Below are 20,850 nucleotides of genomic sequence, written 5' to 3' on the forward strand. Positions count from 1 at the left end.
TTAAATTTCTCAATTATCCAGCGGCGAATTAAAGCGTTATTTCTGCTTTATAAACAATTTCCAGAGGAGCCTTTTGAATTCTTTTTCTCAAACGTTAGCCTGAAAGTTAATCCGCCAGATATGTCATATTCTAAAATACCGTTCAGTTGCTTTGTGAGAATCTGAACTAGCGATAGCCCCAGTTTTTGATATGAATTTAAGTCGAAATCCAACGGAACATTATCTCCGTTGTCGGACACTCTGAGATTGATCTGGCTGGATGATTCATTAATTTTAACGTCAACCTGTCCCTTCGGATGACTGTCAAAAGCGTGTTTAATGGCGTTCGTAATAAGCTCATGAATAATCAGGCTAAGTGGAATTGCCTGGTTTATATTGATGTCGACCTCATCGATATCAAGAATAAACTTAAGAGAAGATTTCTTATCAGTCCAGTTGGTGCGGATGGTATCCGTTAGCTCTTCCACATACTCCCGTAAATTTACGTTCGAGAGATTATTGCTTTTATACAACTTCTCATGCACGATGGCCATCGACTTGATTCTCGTCTGACTTTTTCTGATGAAGTCAATCGTTTGCTCGTCGTCACTATCATGCGTTTCAAGTTCTAATAAACCGGATACGATAGCCAGGTTGTTTTTTACCCTGTGATGAATTTCAGCCAGCATCACATTTTTTTCTTTCAATGATTGACGGATTTTTGCCTCCATTTCAACCCGGTCTGTGATGTTATCTTGTATGGCAATATAGCCAATGTGATGACCCTCATCATCAATAATGGGATTCGTCGAGTAGTGAACATTCACCAGGTCCCCCTCTTTCGTTTTGTTGACGATTTGTCCTTCAGCTGATTCTCCGGATAAAATAGTGTCCCAAAAACTCTCGTAAAAAACGTCGCTTTGTTTGCCTGATTTTAAAATTCGTGGCGTTTTACCAATCACTTCATCAACGCTAAACCCGTATTGAACCTCAAACGCGGGATTAGCATACTGAATATAACCATCCTGATCAGTAATATAGATGGGATTGGACGATCGGTCTATCCCAAGCCTGAATTTTGTGAGTGCACGGTTAAGGTTAACTTGTTCGCTGATATCTTCCACCAGTCCCACACCACCATTAATTGTGCCGCCTTCAGTTTGAATAGGAGCAAATATCACTTTTACGGGGGTCATTTTCCCTGAAGTAATAGACTTGTAGTGGCCATCGTAAAACCCTTTTTCTCCATTCAGTGCCATCATTACAGATTCGGAAACTTTTTTGTCGGGCAGCTTCGTCATATCAATTCCGATCAGTTTATCCATGGATGATCCCAGGATTTCCACAAACTGTTGATTGCATGCGGTAAGTATCCCCTTCTTATCGAAATGAACAATTCCGATAGGGGCATTTTCAAATATCAGGCGGTATGTAGACTCAACTGTAGATGACATATAGGTACAAAAATTATGCTGTAAAAATAGATGGAGGAATTCATTCATACAAGCTATGAAATAAAAAATTAGGAATGATCTATTTTTCCTATAATCAATAATTGAAAAGAGAATCTGTGATAGTTTCCTTACATGCAGAAATAGCGGATACAAAAAATTCAGGAGCCAACCAGATCATAAGAATAGTCTTTCGCTGGGAGTAACTTTCCGAGCCGAGATCTTTTAGAAATTGATATGATTGATCAATAGACGTTGAAGATTATGTAGCATATATAACATCAATGGCATTACTGGCCCGTATATAAATATTTTGGTCTGATATTCCCCAATTTAAAGTCGATGCAAGATGCCGGGAATTACATCTTAGCTTCTGCATCTCTATTTTCATATTTTGTTTATTCTAATATACGTTACCTAAGCGGGGCCTGAAGTCTGCGACGACCGGAAACTTTCAGGTTAATTATATCCATCACACTAAACATACTTCAGTTTGATCCAACGAATACAAACAGTCTACCTGTCACTGGCTGTGCTTATAAATCTTTCAATCTTTTTCTCACCCATTTACAGGCACGCGCTCAACGATCCGTCTGGTTGGATAGGGACAACCTTTGCCGGATTTCTGACTGTGGCAATGGTGCTAAGCTTTGTTTCAATTTTTCTATATGGCAACCGAGTTAATCAAATTAAATGGGTGAAAGCCGCGAGCTATTTTCAGATCGCTGCATTAGGTATAGCTATTGCAATACTTTTCACCCTGGGTGGCTTTGGACGTTTTTTGTGGGAAGAGGTGGTCAGCACCGCTTTGCTTGTGTTAGCGCTTGTGCTTTTATGGATGGCAGGCCGCCGGATTAAAAAAGACCAGGAACTGGTTGATTCGATGGATCGGATCCGCTGACCATTTTGAATGCTCAGTCAGACGTTTCAACCGGTAAAATCACTGCGCTTCTGCTTGTTGGTATATCCACATTTGGCATGGCGCCGATTATGGTACGATTTGCCCCAGACACAGACCCGCTGGCACTTGCTGCCCTTCGCACCGGCTTCGCTGTTCTTTTTTTGTTTCCTTTTTGGTTTCCGCAAAGAAAAACGATATCCGAACTAAAGTCACTTGGCATTAGCAGGTTTTTGTTGGCACTGACGGGAATATGCCTGGGGCTACACTTTTCATTCTGGATTGCATCACTGCACTACACATCGGTTGCGTCTGCCTCAGTGCTTGTAACTATTCATCCCGTAATGCTGATTGTAGCGGAAAGCCTGGTATTTAAGCGGCGTTTTCGCGGAATTGTCTGGGCCGGAGTTTTTGTCGCTTTTATGGGATCAGCCCTTCTTGGCATAGCGGATGAAGCCAGTCTTGAGGCATTTCCGGATGCTCTTTTTGGAAATGCCCTGGCCCTTACGGCGGCGGTTATATTTGTAGCCTATTTTATGCTGGGCCGAAAGATTCGTCAATATACCGACTGGCTCGACTATGTCTTCTATGTGTATTTATATGCTACAGTAACAAGCATTACCCTTGCAATAATCTGGGTGGGGGGAATTCCGGCTTTTAGCGGCATGGCACTGCTGGTGGGAGTAGGCCTTGCACTGGGCCCGACCATTCTTGGACATGGTTCTATAAATTTTGCTGTGAAATACGTGTCGCCCACACTTCTGTCTACGCTGGTTCTTTCTGAAGGTGTGTTTGCCGCAATTGCAGCCTATTTTATATTTGGTGAAGTACCGTCGGTTTTATCAATAGGGGCTATGACAATTATCCTAATTGGTGTTTCAATGACATGGTACCGCCGCGTGAACAGGCCGACATTCAAAGATTAAACTAAATAAATAAAAATCAGTCATTTGGAAGCGGTTCTGTTAGATTGTTCTATAACATTGGAAGATCTCAGTAATTTGTCAGATCTTGGACACAATATAGAAGTGAGAAAACGATTTGTCATGGCATAACGTTATTCAGATAATATGAGAAACAATCATAAAATTATCATTAGCAATACGTTAGCGCTTCATTAATTGTAACGAATCCATTATAAATGGAAAATGGCTACAAAAAGAATACTGTTAAACAAAGATTAAAAGAGGGGCTGACGGTCCTGCTTTTACTGACGGCGATAAGTTGTGCAGAGTCAGATGAGCAAACGGACCTTAAAGCTGAAGAAAGCACTTTTTCACCAGAGGTATCCGAACCTGTTCAAAGAGATCTTGCAGAAATTGAGAAACGGGGCACGTTTCGGATGATTACCTACTATAGTTCAAATACCTATTTTCTGAACCAGGGAATAGAAGTTGGGTTTGAATATGAGCTTATCAGGGAATTTACGCGGGAAAACGATCTCGCACTTGAGGTCGTCATTGTAGGTGCAGATGAAAATCCATTTGAACTCTTGAATAGCGGAGACGGGGATGTAATTGCAGCAAATTACACGATCACACCGGAACGAAGGGAAATTGTTGATTTCACGCGTCCTTATAATCTTGTGGACCAAATTCTTGTGTTTTCTACTGAGTTATCGCCTATCCCAAAAACATTAGAAGAACTTGTAGAGCGGGAGATCCCCATTTCTGTTCGGAGAAATAGCTCTTACTATACAAAACTTTCAGAATTACAGGACCAGGGATACGATCTGAATATTCAGATGTTGCCGAGCGAACTAGATACGGAAGCGGCCCTCGTTGAAGTTGCACAGGGTAACCTTATGGCAACTGTGGCTGACGATAATATGTTCGACGCAACCAACCGCTACATGGATGGCCTGTTTCCCGGGCCAACTATCGCCGAGAATGATACGATTGCCTGGGCCGTCCGCAGTAATGCTCCGGATCTGAAGAATGAAATGAACAAATTTTTGTACAAGCACTTTAGGTTTACACAGGACAGGGAGAGGCCGCGGCGTTCAACATTTTTAAATATACTGAGGCAGAGATATTTCCAGGAAGGACCACAAATTGCACAGTATTACAATCCCGAGTGGCAATATCAAACCATGGGGATTATTTCACCTTATGATGAAGTTATAAAAAGTGTATCGGACTCATTGAATGTAGACTGGCTGATGGTAACGGCCATGATTGCACAGGAGTCTGAATTCAACCCTAACAGCAAGAGCTGGGCGGGGGCCGTAGGTTTGATGCAGGTTATTCCGAGATTTGTCGAAGTTGAATACGAGCAGCTTTACGATCCCGTAACAAACATCAAGCAGGGCGTAAATATCTTCAAGGAGCATCTCGAACACTATTCTTATCTCGATTCAACGAATCAGGTGAAGTTTGCACTCGCGGCATATAATTCTGGAATGGGCCATATTGCCGATGCCAGGCGTTTGGTAATTGACCAAAATAAAAATCCTAATGAATGGGAAAATGTTGCCGACGCGTTGCTGAAACTGATGCAGCGGAGATATTATCAGCAGGCGCGTCATGGGTTTGCACGCGGTATAGAAACCGTTCAGTATGTAGATGAAATTATGAACCGATACCGAACATATGAAACCATTTTAGCTCTTTCGGAGCGGCAGCAAGGACAAGGTTTCTCCAATATAACCGGCAACAGAGATTTTAGTGTGCCTTAAAAATTACCAGTGTCACATCATCAAACTGATGCCCGCCTGCAAACTCTGTTACAGACTTGATAATTTTGTCCCGGATAACAGACGAGCGCTCGTTCCTGTTATTACGAATTACCTCATACAGGCGCTCCATCCCAAATTCCTCTTCCATATCTTCTGATTGAGCCTCATTTACGCCATCGGTAAAACATACCACAAGATCACCGGGCTCAAGCGTCACGTCTTTTGACTCGTAGGGTGCCATACTTTCCATAGCGCCAAGCAGCAGCCCGCCTTCAGAAAGCTCGCTAAAATTGTCTGATCCTTTACGCAGCAAAAGTGGCGGATTGTGCCCGGCGTTTACATACTTAAAGACTCTTGTATTATGGTGATACTTTCCCCAGAAAAACGTAATGAACTTATCACTTGGGGTATTTGCAAAAATAAGGTCGTTTATCCGTTCCGTGGCCAGTGTCAGCGTAATATCGAACGGTAGTAAGATGTGCAACATCGACTGTAGATTTGCCATCAGTAAAGCTGCGGGAAACCCTTTTCCCGTTACATCAGCAATCGCAAAAATATGATTACCGTCGGGCGTTTCCGCTACATCGAAATAGTCACCGCCTACTTGGTAAGAACTAACGGTGATGGCTGATAGATCGAGGCCTTTTACATCTGGAATAGGATCGGGCAGCAGTCTGTTTTGAATGGATTTGGCAAGTAATAGTTCTTCCTCCATCCGCTCTTTTTCAATTCGTTCTTCAAGCAGATAAGTTCTTTGAATAGAGTTTACTGCAAGGTTGGCAAGTGACTTCAGGAAATTATAGTCGCTTTCAGTCAGAGGCTTTTCATTAGCCCTGTGCCCAACACCAATCACTGCTATTTTTCGTCCCTGAACTGAAATACTAATCAGCGAACAAATACCTGATGTCTTAAGTGATGGGATCGATTCGCCAAGTTCTTCGGTAACGTGAGTAATCTCTTCTGTGCTGTCGAACAGCTTTTGGAGTATATCGGGTGAAGAGGCCCCGGAAAAATTACTGGATGTAAGCATCTCTATACCGTCTCCAGTTCTGTAAATCAAAAAGAACGATCGAATGAGAAGCTGCCCCATCAGGGCAAACTTAAAAATGCGGGATATTTTATCCCGGTTCGACAGCAAATTGAATTCTTTGGAGAGGTCAAACAGTGTGTTCAGCTCATGAATTCGCTGGTCGAGTTTGCGATTTGCCTGGTTCAGCTGATCGATAATACGGCTGTTGGCAACCGCCGTAGATGAAATGATACAGAGACTCTCGACAAACTCCAGCTCTTCTTCTGTAAAATCATTTTGAGTAAACTTCTGTGATATCACAAGAAAACCAAGGTGGCTTGTGCTGGTTCTCAAATTGAAAAGGACGCCGCCGGGAAGGAGAGAATTTAACTTGTTCGAGGTATCACGGAGATCTTTTAATTGAAAATGTGGTTGATCAAGATCTTCAGCATCCAGATTCAGAGTTAAAGTACTAATCTTTTTAAGATCAGCGCTGCCCTTTGCGGCATGTACCGAATAAATAGATCGTTCATCATCATAAAGAAGTATGGCGGCTCTCGAGACCAGTAGTTTACCCATCGAAATTCTTACCAGGTTTTCCAGAACAAACTGAACGTCCTTGGCTTCAATGAGTACACGGCTGGTTTCTAATACCGTTTTGAGATCTAATCGCGAGCGCTGCCTGGCATTTTGATGAGAAGGTGTCACTATAATTATGTTCTGTATTTACACATTACCATTTTATTGGAGTCCTCTTCGCGGCCGTATGAAACATCATCCATGAGAGAGTGAATTAAATAGACGCCCATTCCGCCACGTTTTTTCTGCTTAATTTTTTCTTTGATGTCAGGCTGGGGGAAAGTTCTGAGGTTGAACGTTGTTCCGGTATCAAACAGCTCAATACAAACTCGATCATCTTTAAATATCACTTCAATCTCTATGGTGTGATTTTCTTCACCATTGTAAGCATGCTTAATAATATTGGTGATAGCCTCATCCACAGCAAGCCTTATATCAGCGATTTGCTGGTGTTCAAAGCCATGGGATGTAGCGTGCTGTGCCACAAAATTTCTGATCTCAGAGAGATTTTTTGTGGATGCCGGTATTGTTTTCCGATATGTTGTGTTCGTACCCAAATGCAGACTCACTTATGAGTTAGAGAACTTATCAATTGCTTCAGATTCGTCATCCAGAATATCATATAGAGCAGGAAATCCAAGGAGGTCGAAAACATTGTAGACTTTTTTATTCATATTTGTAAGCTTTATGTCTCCTCCTTCGCTTCTTACATCTTCGATATAGGCCATGAAAACACCAAGACCGGCACTTGCTATATAGTCGAGCTGATCGAAATTCACAACTATTCTAAGATTTTCGCGGGCAATAAGGTCTTGTAAAACAGCTTCAAGTTCAGAAGCGGTGTGAGCATCCAGTTCACCTTGCAAATCTAAAATCGTGCATCCGAGCTTACTTCTTTGATTAATGCTAAAAGTATTCATGTAATATTGGAGTTGTGTTAGGTGGATGCTCAAATATAGAATTATCGAGTCAGGGGGCAAAGTTAACTACGAATATTTGAGAAACGTTGTTACAGGAAAGCAGAAAAAAATAAGGCATCACACGTATCCGGCGTGATGCCCTGACTATTCATCAAGAGAGACGCTACTTGAGCGCATTCACAGTATAGTAAAAAAGTTTGTGAATTAACAGCAGAAAAAACGTAATCTACTCATTCAGAACAATTTAGGCGTATTCGACTAAGTGTATTACGCGATATAATATTAATTACTCTGCATGGCATCTTTTTCAACAGGCTGTCCGATTCTGCTTATCCATGATGCAGTTCCGTATTCCTCTTCCAGTTCAGACTTAAGCCTTTGTGCCATTTCACGTGAGTCAAACTCTCCAACTCTGACTCTGTACCACACATTTCCCGTATCCTCATTACCATACGATACAACATAAGCCTGATCATATCCTCTGTTAATCCATTGATTAGCCTGCTGTTGAGCCTTCTGCTGAGATCTCCACGCTTCAATCTGAACAACATACTCTCCATCTTCTGAATATTCAATCCGGTTTTGCTGCTGTTCCTGCTCCTGAGCCGCTGCGAGGCTGTCTTCTCTTGCCTGTGCAATACTATCCTGTCTCATCTGCTCCATTTCGGCTTCATATACCTGTTCTAATGAATCCTGTACTGCTTCTGTAGTTTGCTCAACTTCAGGCTCCTCGGGCGAACAAGCCTGAAATAATGCAATTGTAAAAAAAATAGTTGTTATATAGATCAGCGCTGATTTCATGGCAGAAGGTTATGTTAATAGTTATTAGTCACATATGTAAAAATACAATATTAATTATACCTGTGAAATGTATTTCTGATCTTATTGAAATGAAAAAGTTAATTTTTTGACATGCCCGATTAACGCCCGTGTCTCATTCGGGCCGGTATTATATGATATTGTCACTCAACATTTTAGCTGCATGTAAGGATTCGAATGTATCCGATGGATGGAGCTTCCGGCAGATATTGAATTACGGTGGATTCAACTTATTCGGTATATGATTTAACTATTCCCGGATGATTGTGGATTTGAATCTTTACATGCAAATTGCTTGAAACTCACTCATTATCTGAGTCATCTTCATTACCGATACATTTTAGATGATGAGGTTTACGGTATCAGAAATATTCGCTATTTTATATAGACTGAATTTAAATAAGCTGGTGCTTCCGCTGGATAACCCCGTTAGAAACAAAAGATGTTACTAGTCGTTGATCAAATTGAAAAATCCTACGAAAAAAACAATCCTGTTGTAAAACAGGTGACGTTTCATGTGGGGAAAGACGAAATATTTGCTCTCCTCGGACCGAGTGGTTGTGGAAAGACGACGACACTGCGGCTTATTTCCGGTTTCGAAAAACCAGATTCTGGTTTTGTGATGCTTAACGGCGAGATCCTCTCATCAACCGGAAACCATGTGCCGCCTCAAAAAAGGGGTATTGGGTTTGTATTTCAGGATTATGCATTGTTTCCGCATATGACAGCACTTGAAAATGTTGCTTTCGGGTTAACCGATCTGCCTAAGCATAAGCGTAAAGTATTCGCTGAAGAGGTGTTGTGCAGAACGGGCATGGGAGATTTTAAAGACCGGAGTCCCGCAGAGTTATCTGGCGGTCAACAGCAAAGAGTGGCCCTCGCCCGTGCAATTGCCCCGGAGCCGGAACTGATTTTACTTGATGAGCCGTTTTCAAATCTTGATGCCATGCTCCGAACTGTGACCCGCAAAGAGGTGCGGTCGATTATCAAGAAAGCCCGGATGAGCGCTGTGCTTGTAACACACGACCAGGAAGAAGCCCTTTCGTTTGCTGATAGAGTTGGCGTAATGAATAACGGGAGAATTGAACAGATCGGCACGCCGGAAGAAGTTTACTATAAGCCAAAAACTAAATTTGTAGCACAGTTTCTCGGGAAAACAAACCTGTTCGAAGCAGATGTCAACAATACCGATTATGTTGATACAAATCTTGGGTTGATGCGGCTGAACTGCCGGGCACAGGGACACATTACCTGTTCAATCCGTCCGGAGCATCTCACACTCGAGAAACCAAATGGTACTACTGATGAATCGAAACTTGGCATAATTGCAGCAAGAGAGTTTAAAGGCCACGATATTACCTACCATGTAGAGTTTGGAAGTGACCGCTACATTGTTCATACCGATAACAGGGTGCTATTTGAACCAAGCGATGAAGTTGTCGTGAAGCCCCTTGAACCGGCTGTGGTACTCGAAGAAGAGGACTGATCGCCTCAAACAAAACTGAGATTCTATCGCAACGCTGGACTTACTGTATGCGTATGAGTGGCATCCCCCCCGACTTAAATCAAACCACTTGTAATGACTCTTTCCCGTCCCTTGCTTCTGCTCATTGCGTTTCTGTTTGCTATATCATACCAAGCCGCCCAAGGCCAGACAGTCAACGGAATTATAACAGACGCCAAAAGCGGGGAGCCTCTTCCGTCGGCCACTGTACTCTATGAGGGTACGTTTCGTGGCACAATAGCCAATCTGGAAGGTGAATTTTCGATTGATGTAGACCAGTTTCCCGCTACACTCCTGATCCGATATATAGGCTACGAAAGCGAAAAGCTTGAATTGACTGAGCAGCCAGCTGATACCCTGCAAGTTCGCTTGAATCCATCTGTAACCGAGCTTGGCGAAATCGTGGTAACAGACCAGGACCCGGGGCTATCCATCATGGAACGCGTTATCGCGAGAAAACAGCTGTGGCGAGCAGAGCTTAATACCTATGAGGTGGATGCTTTTACTCGCCAGGTACTTAAAAATGATACGTCTATTGTGTCTATCACCGAAAGCGGAACCCGTTCTTTTTGGGACCGCGAACAGGGGCATCGGGAGATTCAGCTTTACAGAAGGCAGACCACAAATATCGGGGCCGATCAAAACTTTGCAGGTGTACGGTTTCTCCCAAACTTCTATGACAATAATATAACGGTAGCGGGTTATGAAATGGTAGGGATCACGCACCCGGATGCCCTGAGCTACTATGACTTCAGGTTGGTTGAGACAACACAAATTGACGGTGACCCCGTGTATGTCATCAACATTATTCCGGCCCGTCGATTACAGCCTCTTTTTATCGGAACCGCTTATGTTCACGGTGTTGACTATGCACTTCTTGAAGTTAATTTAAAGCCAAATAGTGTGGTTTCCTTTCCGCCTCCAATAAAGGAATTTAATCTTTCATACCGTCAGCAGTACAGTAATTTTGATGGAAATATTTGGCTGCCGATTGATATGCGAATCGATGGAACGGTTCGGATTGAGATGGTGGGCCTGAGGTTCCCGGCAATAAAATTTAACCAGACCTCACGGCTGTCGGAATACAAGGTAAATGTCGATCTCCCCGATTCTTTATATGAGCAGGAGGATGTTCTCACGCGTGTAGATGCAGACAGTATGGCCGATTTTTCCAGGCAAATGGTTCCGCTAACAAGGGAGGAAGAGCTTGCCTACGAATCAATTGACAGTACAAATACACTTGAAAAAGCATTTAAGCCCGAAGGATTTCTATCGGGCCTCGTAATGGATGACGAGGATAGCCAATCCGTTGCGATGGGATTAGGATCAATTCTGCCGTCAGGTCTTGAGTTGAAAGGCAGCTTTAATCGGGTTGATGGATTTAATGCAGGGTTCGGTTACCGGAATGTGATTAATGAGATCGGGCTTGATGCGTCTGCTTATTCCAGCTATAGTTTTCATGCAGACTTTCTTAATTACGGGGCCGGAATTCGCCAGAAAATACCGGTTAAAGATTCAAGAACACAGATATTTTTGATGGGTAATTACGACAATCACATTACCGCAATACACAGCGGCAGCATCTACAGTAGTTTTATGAATGGTTTTCAAGCCGTTCTGGGTGGTGTGGATTATTTTGATTATTTCCGGCAAGAGAGATACTCGGCGGGTATTGACGTGAGGCGGCTTTTACCGTTAATGGATGTGTCACTTTCCTTTGTCTCAGGCAGGGATCAATCCATTCAAACCGGGGAAAACACGATTTATGATTACAGTTTGTTTGGATGGCATAATATCAGACGGCCGAATTTGCCGGTAACAGAGGGGCAAATAAATACAATGCAGCTGACTTTGGATCTGAACAGGCAAAATTCAACATTTGGAGTAAGTGGTAGCCGCCAGCTGAGATTGTCAGCCGAGCGATCGGTACCGGCACTGGGAAGTGACGTGATGTTTACAAAACTGAGCATGAGCGCGAACTGGAATATGGAAACATTCTTTAGAAGACGCGTTTTTGCAAATACGCTCGATCTGAAGTTTTCTGCAGGCGTTTTGATGGGAGACCACGTTACCCAGAAGATGGGAGTGGTTGATGGATCACTGTCAGGGTTTACGCCATTCGGTACACTAAAAACCAGGCGAAACCGGCCCTTTACAGGCAGTGAGTACTGGACTGTATCAGCCGAGCATAATTTCAGGACAATTCCGTTTGAGCTGATGGGTCTCAAACCCCTTGCAGACCGGGGTTGGGGAGTGATTATTTTTGGGGCAGCCGGTTATGCAGAATCTGATAATAACTCAATAATGACTCCATCAGACCTTACCACCAATAGAATACATATTGAGGCAGGAATAAGCCTGAACAGTATTTTTGGTATTATGAGAATTGACGTTGCAAAACGACTTGATGCCCAGGGAACCTTTATTGGAATTAGCGTACCCAGATATTTTTGATTTGACCGGAGAAGTGTTGACGTTAAAAGCGGTTTAAATGGATATCTAACAACGCTTTTTTTACACCTCTGAGGCTCTCTTTTCTGATCTTTATTTATGCATGCATACATGCAACCAAGAGGAACTAATTTATCCGTGTTAATAAATCAAACACAGGTTACCTATACAAGTGTGAGTGGAGAATATATTCCATGCATTCAAAATAGTTTGAATGAGCAGAAATCAGAAGTGAGATGTTAACGCCGGGTCTATTTTTAAGTGGATGAATTCGTAAACGGAAGAGATAACTAGAATTTAAAGGAATAAAAAAAGGCGAGTGAAAATCACTCGCCTTTTTCGCATCAAATATATGTTATGTACTTATTAGTACTGTACCGGGTCTACAGCATCATAACTTGCTGGTGAGTACTGATAAGGATTCAATGGATGAGTCTCTGCACGTCTGTTTTGCTCACAGCCAGGAGTGTTCTCATCTTGTTCTGCTTCAGAACATGGTACGGGTGCTTTTCCTAAGCCACGGCTTTCAATTCTGTCTTCGCTGATTCCGTTGTCGGTATAAAAGCTGACAACAGAGCTTGCGCGGCGGAGACTAAGTCGGAGGTTATATTGATCGCCACCAACATGATCTGTGTATGCATCAACACGAACTCTGAATGCGGGAATATCCAAGAGTGTCTCAACATTTTCTGATAGTCTCTGTGCAGCACGGTCGGTAATGTCAGATTTATCGAAGTTGAAATATATTGTGGTAAGCTCTTCAATATAAGCAGGATCATTGGCATCGAGTGGGTCTGTGCCCATTTCGATTTCCTGGCCATCAGCAAACCCTTCTCCATCCGTGTCAGGATTGAGAGGCTCTGTGCCGTATTCATTTACTTCCTCTCCATCCGAAAGCCCATCGCTATCGGTATCCGCATTTAATGCGTCTGTGTAATACTCATTTACTTCTTGTCCATCAGAAAGGCCGTCGCTATCGCTGTCGGAGTCGAGTGGATCAGTGCCATAGACTGTTACTTCATCACCATCGGTGAGGTTATCATTGTCGGAGTCATCGTTCAGAGGGTCGGTTCCATGTACGTTTATTTCGTCATAGTCATTGAGCCCGTCGTTATCAGTATCTGGTGATAGTGGGTCAGTGCCGTGCTCATAAATTTCATCATAGTCGTTTAAGCTATCTCCATCGGTATCTCTTTCCATCAGCTGCTCATCAGATAGAGACATCAGCCATTCAAGTGTTACAGGATCGGGTTCCGGGCCAGGGCCGCTTGTTCCGCATCCATAAAAAGTTAACCCTGAAATTAAAAGGGCTGTTAAGATATATTTTGGTGATTTTAGCATAAAAGAATCCTCTGTACGGTTAGTAAAATATTAGAATGCTTAATTTATATATTAATATCAAAAATACACAACAAACGATCTCAAACAAAAACCTTTTTTTGGATTCTGTTAAGAAATCGTGATATATTGGCACCTCATTGAATGGGGCTATAGCTCAGCTGGCTAGAGCGTCGCGCTGGCAGCGCGAAGGTCCGGGGTTCGAATCCCCGTAGCTCCACTCTTTTCGAGATTACAAGTTTGTTGTAATTTTTGAGTTTTTAGTCAAATTTTCAAGCTCATCACGGCAAGTATTTACTTACCATAAGGCTTTACTGATCAAACTTAATCGCAATATATTGATCACAAATCTTCTGTGTTCATATAAGTGTAAAGATTTTGGGAGTCTATATGTTCCAACGAATTACGATTTATTATCAATCTCAATAAGGCCTGTTAATCTTCGCTTGCCTGTTCCGATTCAGTTCGTGTCTCCAAAATTGTCCAGCACCTGATACCTTCCCTTGTGTGTGCAATAATCTCGTTGTTTCCATCACCATATAAATCAGAAATCAGCGGGTAGCTCATGCCTGTGGTCGGCAAGTCATATAATCGTTGCTCCGTTAATATTTCCCATGCATATATTCGCCCAAAATCGGCCAGTGCAACAATGTCCATGCGCTGGTCTTTATTTATGTCAAGCACAGCGGGTGGAAAATTATCGGATGAGGGCTGGCCCATCGATTTCGTAAAACGAAGGATTCCCGCCAGGTTGTACATGAAGACTGATCCATTGCTGTTCTGAAGAATGATCAGATCTTCACGGAAAAACCCATCTTCATTTCTAAGTAAAATGTTTTCAATCTGAGGTTTCGTATTGAGGCTTCCGCTTGACACCTGGAGCCGCTGAACAACCAGTGAATCGTCTCTTGTAATGCTGCTTAATGAGTCAGCAAACAACGGTGTCGACCCAATCGAATAGAGATTACCATTGCGGCCGGCGCTGAGCAAATGGTTTTTGTAAAGCAGCGGTACACCGTAAACAGACGTTTCCATAAACAATGGGAATCCGTTTCTGATTTCACCCTCTGTATTCCATGCGTGAATTGTGTTTTCAGTAGCTGCAAAAACAATTCGATCTGTTCCGAATGCCATGATCGACGGCCGGCTTGAAATCACTGCGTTAACTTCCTGCGGCCATCCCGATAGCGCTTCTCCTCTTGAGTTTAAAATATGCAGGGAGCGGTCGGCGGTTGCTACTATTATTTCAGCTATACCGGTGCGTGTTACATCCTCAATTGTGAGTGGCGTCGTGATCTCTTCATCAAGTGTGATTGGGAAATTGGGTAAAAGTGACCCATTGGCGTTCCAGGCAAAAATACTATTGCCGGCCGCCTGCAATATTACGTTTTGATTGTTTCCGTACCAGTCGTATACAATTGGCTGGCCAATGGGTGTTTTGTCCTGTGTGGAAACCTGTAAAACTTCGGTGCCATCTGTGGCAAGTGCGAACACCGATCCCGCAGATGTGGTGAAAATAACCTCATTTCTCGCATTCGATGTGATATCTGCCAGCACAGGCTGTCCGGTTATATCAGCTCCGGCAATGGGAAAGATCCAGCGTTCGCGGTACGGTTCATCCGTGACTTCACGCTGGAAAGACTGGATAGATAACGTTGTGGATTCCGGGGCTTCACGGGTTGATGAGATCACCAGCAGATCGAGATTGGAAATCAGAGATCCAAAATTATTTTGAGGAAAAAGCCAGGGCTGGATATAAGTTTCAAACCGGTCGGTATTCACGTAGGTGAGCGAACTGAGGTTTTCGTTCAGATTATCTCGCACCATCATATAATCATCGTTGTAGTACATTACACGGCGCCTGTTAGCATCTCCGGGGACACTTTCTGCAAGACCTCTTCGCTGTGCAAGAATTGCTACATCGCGGTGGATATGAAGATAAAAATCGCGCATGGAATTTAATTCGGAACCGATTAAGGAGCCCAGAAGCCGGCTGGTGACAATATATGTATTACCGTCTCGTGTGACGCCGCTGAGCGTGGTTAGTTGATTTAGCTGGGTTCGAAGGTCTGAAGCACTAGATAAATGACGCAGAAACAGATACTCACTGGTGCTTTCTGAGCCTGATTCGGCAAATGACACAAACGCTATTTCTTCGCTCAATGATGAGGCGATAGCACTCCAGATGTCACTGTTTTCTGTGAGATACCGGTCGGTTTCATTCTCGGGGTCAGTGCCATTTTGTGGGACAGCACGAGGTTCAAGCCGAAGAATTGAGAATGCTGCTGCATTATTTGGAATGTAGCGGTCGAGCGTGAATTCCTGTGGAGAGGATGTCAAGGACCGGAGCAGGGCAGAGGGGTCATCTTCAAGTGAAAGCTGGCCGGTAAGCCGCCAGGATGCACTGTCAGCCGGAGCATCATCAAGCTTGAAGTGTATCGGTTCGCCGCCCCGGAATGTATCATACAGAAACGGCCGGTAAGAGATATCTGCGAGCTGCATGATCCAGTTTGGCAGAGACTCTGTGTTGGCAATAAAAGATCCGGGCTGAATATTTTCATCAGACAGATCCATGCGTTTTTCTTGCTCAAGAACGGCACGGAGCGAATTTTCCACGCCTAAACTGGATTCAGAAAAGATCAAGTAGTCACCGGACGAAACAATATAAATCTCTCTGTCCGATATCTGGAGCCTCTCAATGGTGTAACCCCTGAAGGTGTATCTGTTTTGAGCAAATTCACTTTGATATTGATCTTTCAGCGTTGCCATAATGCCGGGCATGTAACGAATAATCCAGACCGGCTGCCATTGATTGGATTGATCTGTATAAAGAACGACAGCTTCAACATGTGTCTGCTCAGCGGCGGCCTGGTTGATACTGCCGGTGAGCTGCATCGCTGACGGTGTAAGATCATCCAGCTGCGGTATGAACGGACGATCGAGGAGATCCGTAATCGACTGATTTTGCTCAGGAACGATCAAAAAAGGCGCGTCGGCGGGAACCAGGTCAGACCAATGACCGGCACTCCCCGTTGAGCAAGACGTAAATAGCAGGGAGAGCAAAATAATTGTGCCCAGTGTAAATCTGGAAAGCTTATTTAAAAAATGCACAGGTTATAATAAGTTTGTTAAGAATGGGTTAATAGCATAGCTTAATAATAAATCAGGCCATTTGTTCCTGTTGTTTTCAAGCAACAAGGTAAAAAACTTTTCTGTTAATGAGTTTTCTGAATCCTCTATTTTTAATTGCGCTTGTATCTGTGGGCATTCCACTGCTCATTTATCTTTTAAATCTCCGCAAGCCAAAACGTATTCGATTTTCAACGCTTGCTTTTTTTGAATCATTGAAGAGCACGTCCCTCAGAAAGATAAAAATAAAGCGCTGGCTGCTGATGGCCATTCGAATGCTGGCTGTTGCGGCTCTTGCTTTTGCTCTTGCGCATCCTTATTTGCCTTCCGGCATGGGGGTGATGTCAAGTGGTGAACCGGCTGTTGTCGGCATTATCATAGATAATAGCCCGAGCATGGAGCAGATCGACAGGAATGGTCCTTATATTGAACAGGCCAAAGAGATAGCCTCAGATATTATCGATTTGCAGGATTCTGATAACCGTATTGTGCTCAATGTGTCGAACGGAGAATCGCTGACGCTGCCGTATCTGTCAACGTCGGCTGCAGAGCGGGAAGTAGCGGAGCTGGAAACAGTTTTGTCGGGAAACTACTTGAATCGCTCTGTGAGCCAGGTTGTCCAGCAGCTGAACAGTGCGCCTGAACCTAATAAACTCCTCTTTATCATTTCTGACGGTCAGGAATCCCAGCTAAATATTCTTGGTACCCCGGAACAGACGGAGGCGTATGACTTGAATCTTCAGTTCATAAGAGTTGGTGAGGCAAATCCTTCGAATGCGGGGATTGATGATGTGAGCCTGGAAAAATCTGAAGGGGACAATTTGATTCGAAGTGTTATTAAAAATTACGGGGATCAGCCAACGGGTAGTCAGTTTCTTAACGTATTTGTTGATGAAGAGCTATTAGCGCAACAGGTATTTGATATTGAAGCGGGCGGTTCTGAGGAATTTTTGTTTAACCTTCCGGAATCTGAGGATCGTTTTCTGCACGTTGAACTTGAGATTGAAGGGGACGAGCTGGTTTATGACAACAGGTATTTTGCTGCCATAGAACTGCCCGAAGAGCGCAACGTGCTATATGTTAGTGATAACACTTCTCAGCGTGGTGAGTTTCGGTCGTATTTACGGCCCTTACTTGAGGCTTCTGAAGAAAACAGCGAACGCCTTCAGTTTCAGTTCGAGTCAGCTTCGCAATTAATGCCTGACCAGTTTGAGAATGCCGATGCTATTGTTCTCGACGGTATACCTACAGTGCCTGATTACATGATGCAGCCTATTATTGAGCGGGTTCAGGCGGGCGCCGGTTTACTGCTTATCCCTTCCGCCGACGGAGATATTCAAAGCTACAACAGGCTGCTCTCCCTCAGTGATGCCGGGCGCTACAGCAGCTTAGTTGGAAGCTATGGTTCGTTTGACCGGCATGATCAGCTTGCACCACCTGAAAGCGGACACCCCATTCTTGAGGTGATGTTTGAACGACAGGAGGGCGAAGACATCAGGGTTAACCTGCCCGAGCTTTACTATTACTATAACATCAATACCGTGGAAGGCCGGGCTACAGCCCCGATAATGTGGTCTCGTACGGGAAACATCATCCTGAATGAGGTTGCAGTGGGCAATGGAAAACTCATTTATTCGGCAATCGGCATTGATCCGGGCTGGTCGAATTTCCCTGTGAAGCCTCTGTTTGCACCACTTTTTTACCGGACGGTAGAGTACCTTGCAAGTGGTGAAGATGCTGAAATGAACCAGCATGTGTTGGGCAATCCGTTTGATATTTCGCTTTCCGGCGCGGCGACTGGCACTGTAGAACTTGAGTCGGAAGGAGAGCAAATTCTGCCAACTACACGACAAACGTTTTCCGGACTGAACGTGTTTTATCTGGCAGAGGAGTGGAGACCCGGCTGGAAACGAGTAAGCTTTAGCGATGACAATATTCTGTTTGCATCAAATCTTGACGCAATGGAATCGGAATTAGAATCGTTAAATGAACAGGAACTAAATGTATTTTTAAGTAAGTTATTTAATTCCGTGGACATAAGCTTAGCTGAGAGCGATCAGCAAGAGCGCATTGCCGGCCTGGAGGCTGCGTCTGTCGGAAAAGATATTTGGTACTGGTTTATTATTATTGCAATTATTTTATTATTAACAGAGTCGATGATATCAAGGCATTATAAGGCTGAAACAATATCCTGATGAGTATTATTACAGAAATCCATAGTCTATTTGTACTCCTGCTTGCATTATTTACGCTTGCAGCTACATTTTTAGCACTCTATTCAATTAGTAATGCTATCAGACTGCGAAATGTGAGAATGAGCTGGAATTCAGGCAAGCTGGCAGGCTATCCGCTTTTCTCAACTCTCTTTTTATCATCTGCAGCCGTTATTACAGGCGTATCATTGATGTATGAGCTCAATCAATACTATACTATATTTGCGTGCTACTCCTGGATGGGGGTAAGCTGGTGGATTTCCAGTTATATAGCTTCTAAAACGTATATCACCGATCATGGTATCGTCAAAAATATAAATGACCCTTCTCAGACGATAGCCTGGCATCAAATTTGCGACTACGTAGAGAGACCGAAATCACGCGGTTCTGATTACCTGTTTATGTATCAGAATCTCAATGGAGAAGACGAAACGGACCGGTCGGTAACACGGCTGGAGCTTTTCGTACCCGACAGACGAGTTGACAAATTTGAAAAAATAGTCTCTCTTAAAGTTGGCAAATATCTTTCATCAGTCTCAGATATCCCTATTGATATCGAAACGCTGGAATAATCAAAAATAGACCGATAATAATTTGTTAGAAGACGCTGCAACACCTTCCATTGCTAAAGAGAAGGCAATTCTTGTAGGTATATATGGCCCGGAAACCCCGAAATGGCTTGCCGGTGAATACCTTGAAGAGCTGGAACTTTTAGCCGATACGGCTGGTGCAATATGCGAGGATAAAATCCTGCAAAACCGGCCCCACCCCGATCCGTCAACCTATATCGGAAAGGGAAAACTAAACCAGTTAAAAGCTCTTGTTAGTGAGACAAACTCTGATCTTTTAATATTCGATGACGATTTGACAGCAACTCAAATTCGCAACATCGAAAAAGTGACAAATACAAAAGTTTTAGATCGAAGTGGTCTCATCCTTGATATTTTTGCATCCCGGGCCAAAACTGCTGCTGCGAAAACACAGGTTGAGCTTGCCCAGCTGCAATATTTACTACCACGTCTTACACGTTTCTGGACCCACTTATCCCGCCAAAAAGGAGGGATCGGCACGAAGGGCCCCGGAGAAACCCAGATTGAAACAGACAGGCGACTGATTGGGGACCGGATATCAACGCTTAAAGATAAGCTTGAAAAGCTCGATAAACAGAGAACAACGCAACGGAAAGGACGGGAAGGGAATCCAAGAGTAGCACTTGTGGGATATACAAACGCCGGAAAATCGACGTTAATGAATGCACTGACCCATACCGACGTGCTTGCAGAGGATCGGTTGTTTGCCACGCTTGATTCCACTGTTCGCCGCCTGGAGCTCGAAAACCATGATGTACTTCTGTCTGATACCGTCGGGTTTATTCGTAAGCTGCCGCATAACCTGATCGAAAGTTTTAAATCAACACTTGATGAAGTTCGTGAGGCTGATGTACTGCTGCATGTTGTGGATGCATCGTCTCGACTGGTGGATGATTATATTGATGTTGTTGAGTCGACCCTGGATGAACTGAAGGTAACCGGGCTCAAGAAAGTACTGGTGTTTAATAAGATTGATCTCGTGGATCCATCCCGGCTCATGGAGCTCAAAAAAGGATTTCCGGGAGCTCTGTTTGTTTCAGCTGAACGTTCAATGGGGCTGGATAAACTCCAGCGCCACGTTGAGTATATGATCGAACAGGATTATGAGCCTTTTTCATTTAAGGTTCCTGTTGAACATTACAAAGCCGTATCATTTTTGCACGATGCCGGCGTTGTTGAGGATGAACAATTTGAAGGTAATTACGTTATGATAAGTGGAAGCATAAAAGAAAAAGACCGGAAACGGTTTAAATCGATGCTTGAAAAACTTGAAACTGCCTTAACCTAATCCAT

The 20,850-nt window shown here is 43.6% G+C and carries 15 protein-coding genes and 1 tRNA gene; 9 read left to right on the top strand and 7 right to left on the bottom strand.

Annotation, left to right across the window (positions count from 1 at the left end; all coding sequences use genetic code 11):
• Positions 1–47 precede the first annotated feature (47 nt).
• Complete coding sequence (locus AABW11_RS11940; protein ID WP_340105336.1) at positions 48–1,433, bottom strand: PAS domain S-box protein; 1,386 nt, start codon at positions 1,431–1,433, stop codon at positions 48–50.
• A 490-nt stretch (positions 1,434–1,923) separates the two neighbouring features.
• Between AABW11_RS11940 and AABW11_RS11945 the strand changes: the two genes are divergently transcribed.
• From AABW11_RS11945 to AABW11_RS11955, 3 genes are all read left to right on the top strand, one after another.
• On the top strand, positions 1,924–2,331 hold the full coding sequence (locus tag AABW11_RS11945; protein WP_340105337.1) for a DUF4293 family protein: 408 nt from the start codon (positions 1,924–1,926) through the stop codon (positions 2,329–2,331).
• Between the two features lie 5 nt (positions 2,332–2,336).
• The gene (locus AABW11_RS11950) at positions 2,337–3,254 is read left to right on the top strand and encodes a DMT family transporter (RefSeq protein ID WP_340105338.1); all 918 of its coding nucleotides are present in this window, start codon (positions 2,337–2,339) and stop codon (positions 3,252–3,254) included.
• A 215-nt stretch (positions 3,255–3,469) separates the two neighbouring features.
• Positions 3,470–5,005, top strand: a complete 1,536-nt coding sequence (locus tag AABW11_RS11955) for a transglycosylase SLT domain-containing protein (protein WP_340105339.1) — start codon at positions 3,470–3,472, stop codon at positions 5,003–5,005.
• Here the strand turns inward: AABW11_RS11955 and AABW11_RS11960 are convergent.
• The 4 genes from AABW11_RS11960 to AABW11_RS11975 form a co-directional block, all read right to left on the bottom strand.
• Complete coding sequence (locus AABW11_RS11960; protein WP_340105340.1) at positions 4,992–6,722, bottom strand: PP2C family protein-serine/threonine phosphatase; 1,731 nt, start codon at positions 6,720–6,722, stop codon at positions 4,992–4,994. The genes AABW11_RS11955 and AABW11_RS11960 overlap by 14 nt on opposite strands.
• A 5-nt stretch (positions 6,723–6,727) precedes the next feature.
• The gene (locus AABW11_RS11965; RefSeq protein ID WP_340105341.1) at positions 6,728–7,150 is read right to left on the bottom strand and encodes an ATP-binding protein; all 423 of its coding nucleotides are present in this window, start codon (positions 7,148–7,150) and stop codon (positions 6,728–6,730) included.
• A gap of 12 nt (positions 7,151–7,162) precedes the next feature.
• Complete coding sequence (locus tag AABW11_RS11970) at positions 7,163–7,513, bottom strand: STAS domain-containing protein (protein ID WP_340105342.1); 351 nt, start codon at positions 7,511–7,513, stop codon at positions 7,163–7,165.
• Positions 7,514–7,795: 282 nt separating this feature from the next.
• Entirely contained in the window at positions 7,796–8,314 is a 519-nt protein-coding gene (locus AABW11_RS11975; RefSeq protein WP_340105343.1) for an SPOR domain-containing protein, read from the bottom strand.
• Between the two features lie 460 nt (positions 8,315–8,774).
• On the opposite strand from AABW11_RS11975, the gene AABW11_RS11980 reads away from it, so the two are divergent.
• The gene (locus AABW11_RS11980; RefSeq protein ID WP_340105344.1) at positions 8,775–9,818 is read left to right on the top strand and encodes an ABC transporter ATP-binding protein; all 1,044 of its coding nucleotides are present in this window, start codon (positions 8,775–8,777) and stop codon (positions 9,816–9,818) included.
• Between the two features lie 93 nt (positions 9,819–9,911).
• Positions 9,912–12,290: a DUF5686 family protein gene (locus AABW11_RS11985; RefSeq protein ID WP_340105345.1), complete on the top strand. Its 2,379-nt coding sequence runs from the start codon at positions 9,912–9,914 to the stop codon at positions 12,288–12,290.
• Positions 12,291–12,653: 363 nt separating this feature from the next.
• On the opposite strand, the gene AABW11_RS11990 is transcribed toward AABW11_RS11985, so the two are convergent.
• Complete coding sequence (locus AABW11_RS11990; RefSeq protein WP_340105346.1) at positions 12,654–13,628, bottom strand: OmpA family protein; 975 nt, start codon at positions 13,626–13,628, stop codon at positions 12,654–12,656.
• A 143-nt stretch (positions 13,629–13,771) separates the two neighbouring features.
• Here AABW11_RS11990 and AABW11_RS11995 point away from each other — a divergent pair.
• Positions 13,772–13,845 (top strand) — tRNA-Ala (locus tag AABW11_RS11995).
• A gap of 215 nt (positions 13,846–14,060) precedes the next feature.
• On the opposite strand, the gene AABW11_RS12000 is transcribed toward AABW11_RS11995, so the two are convergent.
• Complete coding sequence (locus tag AABW11_RS12000; protein ID WP_340105347.1) at positions 14,061–16,736, bottom strand: hypothetical protein; 2,676 nt, start codon at positions 16,734–16,736, stop codon at positions 14,061–14,063.
• Positions 16,737–16,843: 107 nt separating this feature from the next.
• On the opposite strand from AABW11_RS12000, the gene AABW11_RS12005 reads away from it, so the two are divergent.
• The 3 genes from AABW11_RS12005 to hflX are packed head-to-tail and all read left to right on the top strand — an operon-like array spanning position 16,844 to position 20,845.
• Positions 16,844–18,949, top strand: coding sequence for a BatA domain-containing protein (locus AABW11_RS12005; RefSeq protein WP_340105348.1), 2,106 nt, complete (start codon positions 16,844–16,846; stop codon positions 18,947–18,949).
• The gene (locus tag AABW11_RS12010) at positions 18,949–19,539 is read left to right on the top strand and encodes a hypothetical protein (protein WP_340105349.1); all 591 of its coding nucleotides are present in this window, start codon (positions 18,949–18,951) and stop codon (positions 19,537–19,539) included. Before AABW11_RS12005 ends, AABW11_RS12010 begins: the two co-directional genes overlap by 1 nt.
• Before the next feature lie 22 nt (positions 19,540–19,561).
• Positions 19,562–20,845, top strand: a complete 1,284-nt coding sequence (gene hflX / locus AABW11_RS12015; RefSeq protein WP_340105350.1) for a GTPase HflX — start codon at positions 19,562–19,564, stop codon at positions 20,843–20,845.
• Positions 20,846–20,850 lie beyond the last annotated feature (5 nt).

Origin of the sequence: Rhodohalobacter sp. 8-1, assembly GCF_038150125.1 — a bacterium.
Classification (GTDB): Bacteria; Bacteroidota; Rhodothermia; order Balneolales; family Balneolaceae; genus SW132.

Coding starts and splice junctions, on each gene's coding strand:
- AABW11_RS12005 (WP_340105348.1), top strand. CDS start 16,844: ATGAGTTTTCTGAATCCTCTATTTTTAATTGCGCTTGTATCTGTGGGC.
- AABW11_RS11985 (WP_340105345.1), top strand. CDS start 9,912: ATGACTCTTTCCCGTCCCTTGCTTCTGCTCATTGCGTTTCTGTTTGCT.
- AABW11_RS11955 (WP_340105339.1), top strand. CDS start 3,470: ATGGAAAATGGCTACAAAAAGAATACTGTTAAACAAAGATTAAAAGAG.
- AABW11_RS11990 (WP_340105346.1), bottom strand. CDS start 13,628: ATGCTAAAATCACCAAAATATATCTTAACAGCCCTTTTAATTTCAGGG.
- AABW11_RS11980 (WP_340105344.1), top strand. CDS start 8,775: ATGTTACTAGTCGTTGATCAAATTGAAAAATCCTACGAAAAAAACAAT.
- AABW11_RS11970 (WP_340105342.1), bottom strand. CDS start 7,513: ATGAATACTTTTAGCATTAATCAAAGAAGTAAGCTCGGATGCACGATT.
- AABW11_RS11975 (WP_340105343.1), bottom strand. CDS start 8,314: ATGAAATCAGCGCTGATCTATATAACAACTATTTTTTTTACAATTGCA.
- AABW11_RS12010 (WP_340105349.1), top strand. CDS start 18,949: ATGAGTATTATTACAGAAATCCATAGTCTATTTGTACTCCTGCTTGCA.
- AABW11_RS11940 (WP_340105336.1), bottom strand. CDS start 1,433: ATGTCATCTACAGTTGAGTCTACATACCGCCTGATATTTGAAAATGCC.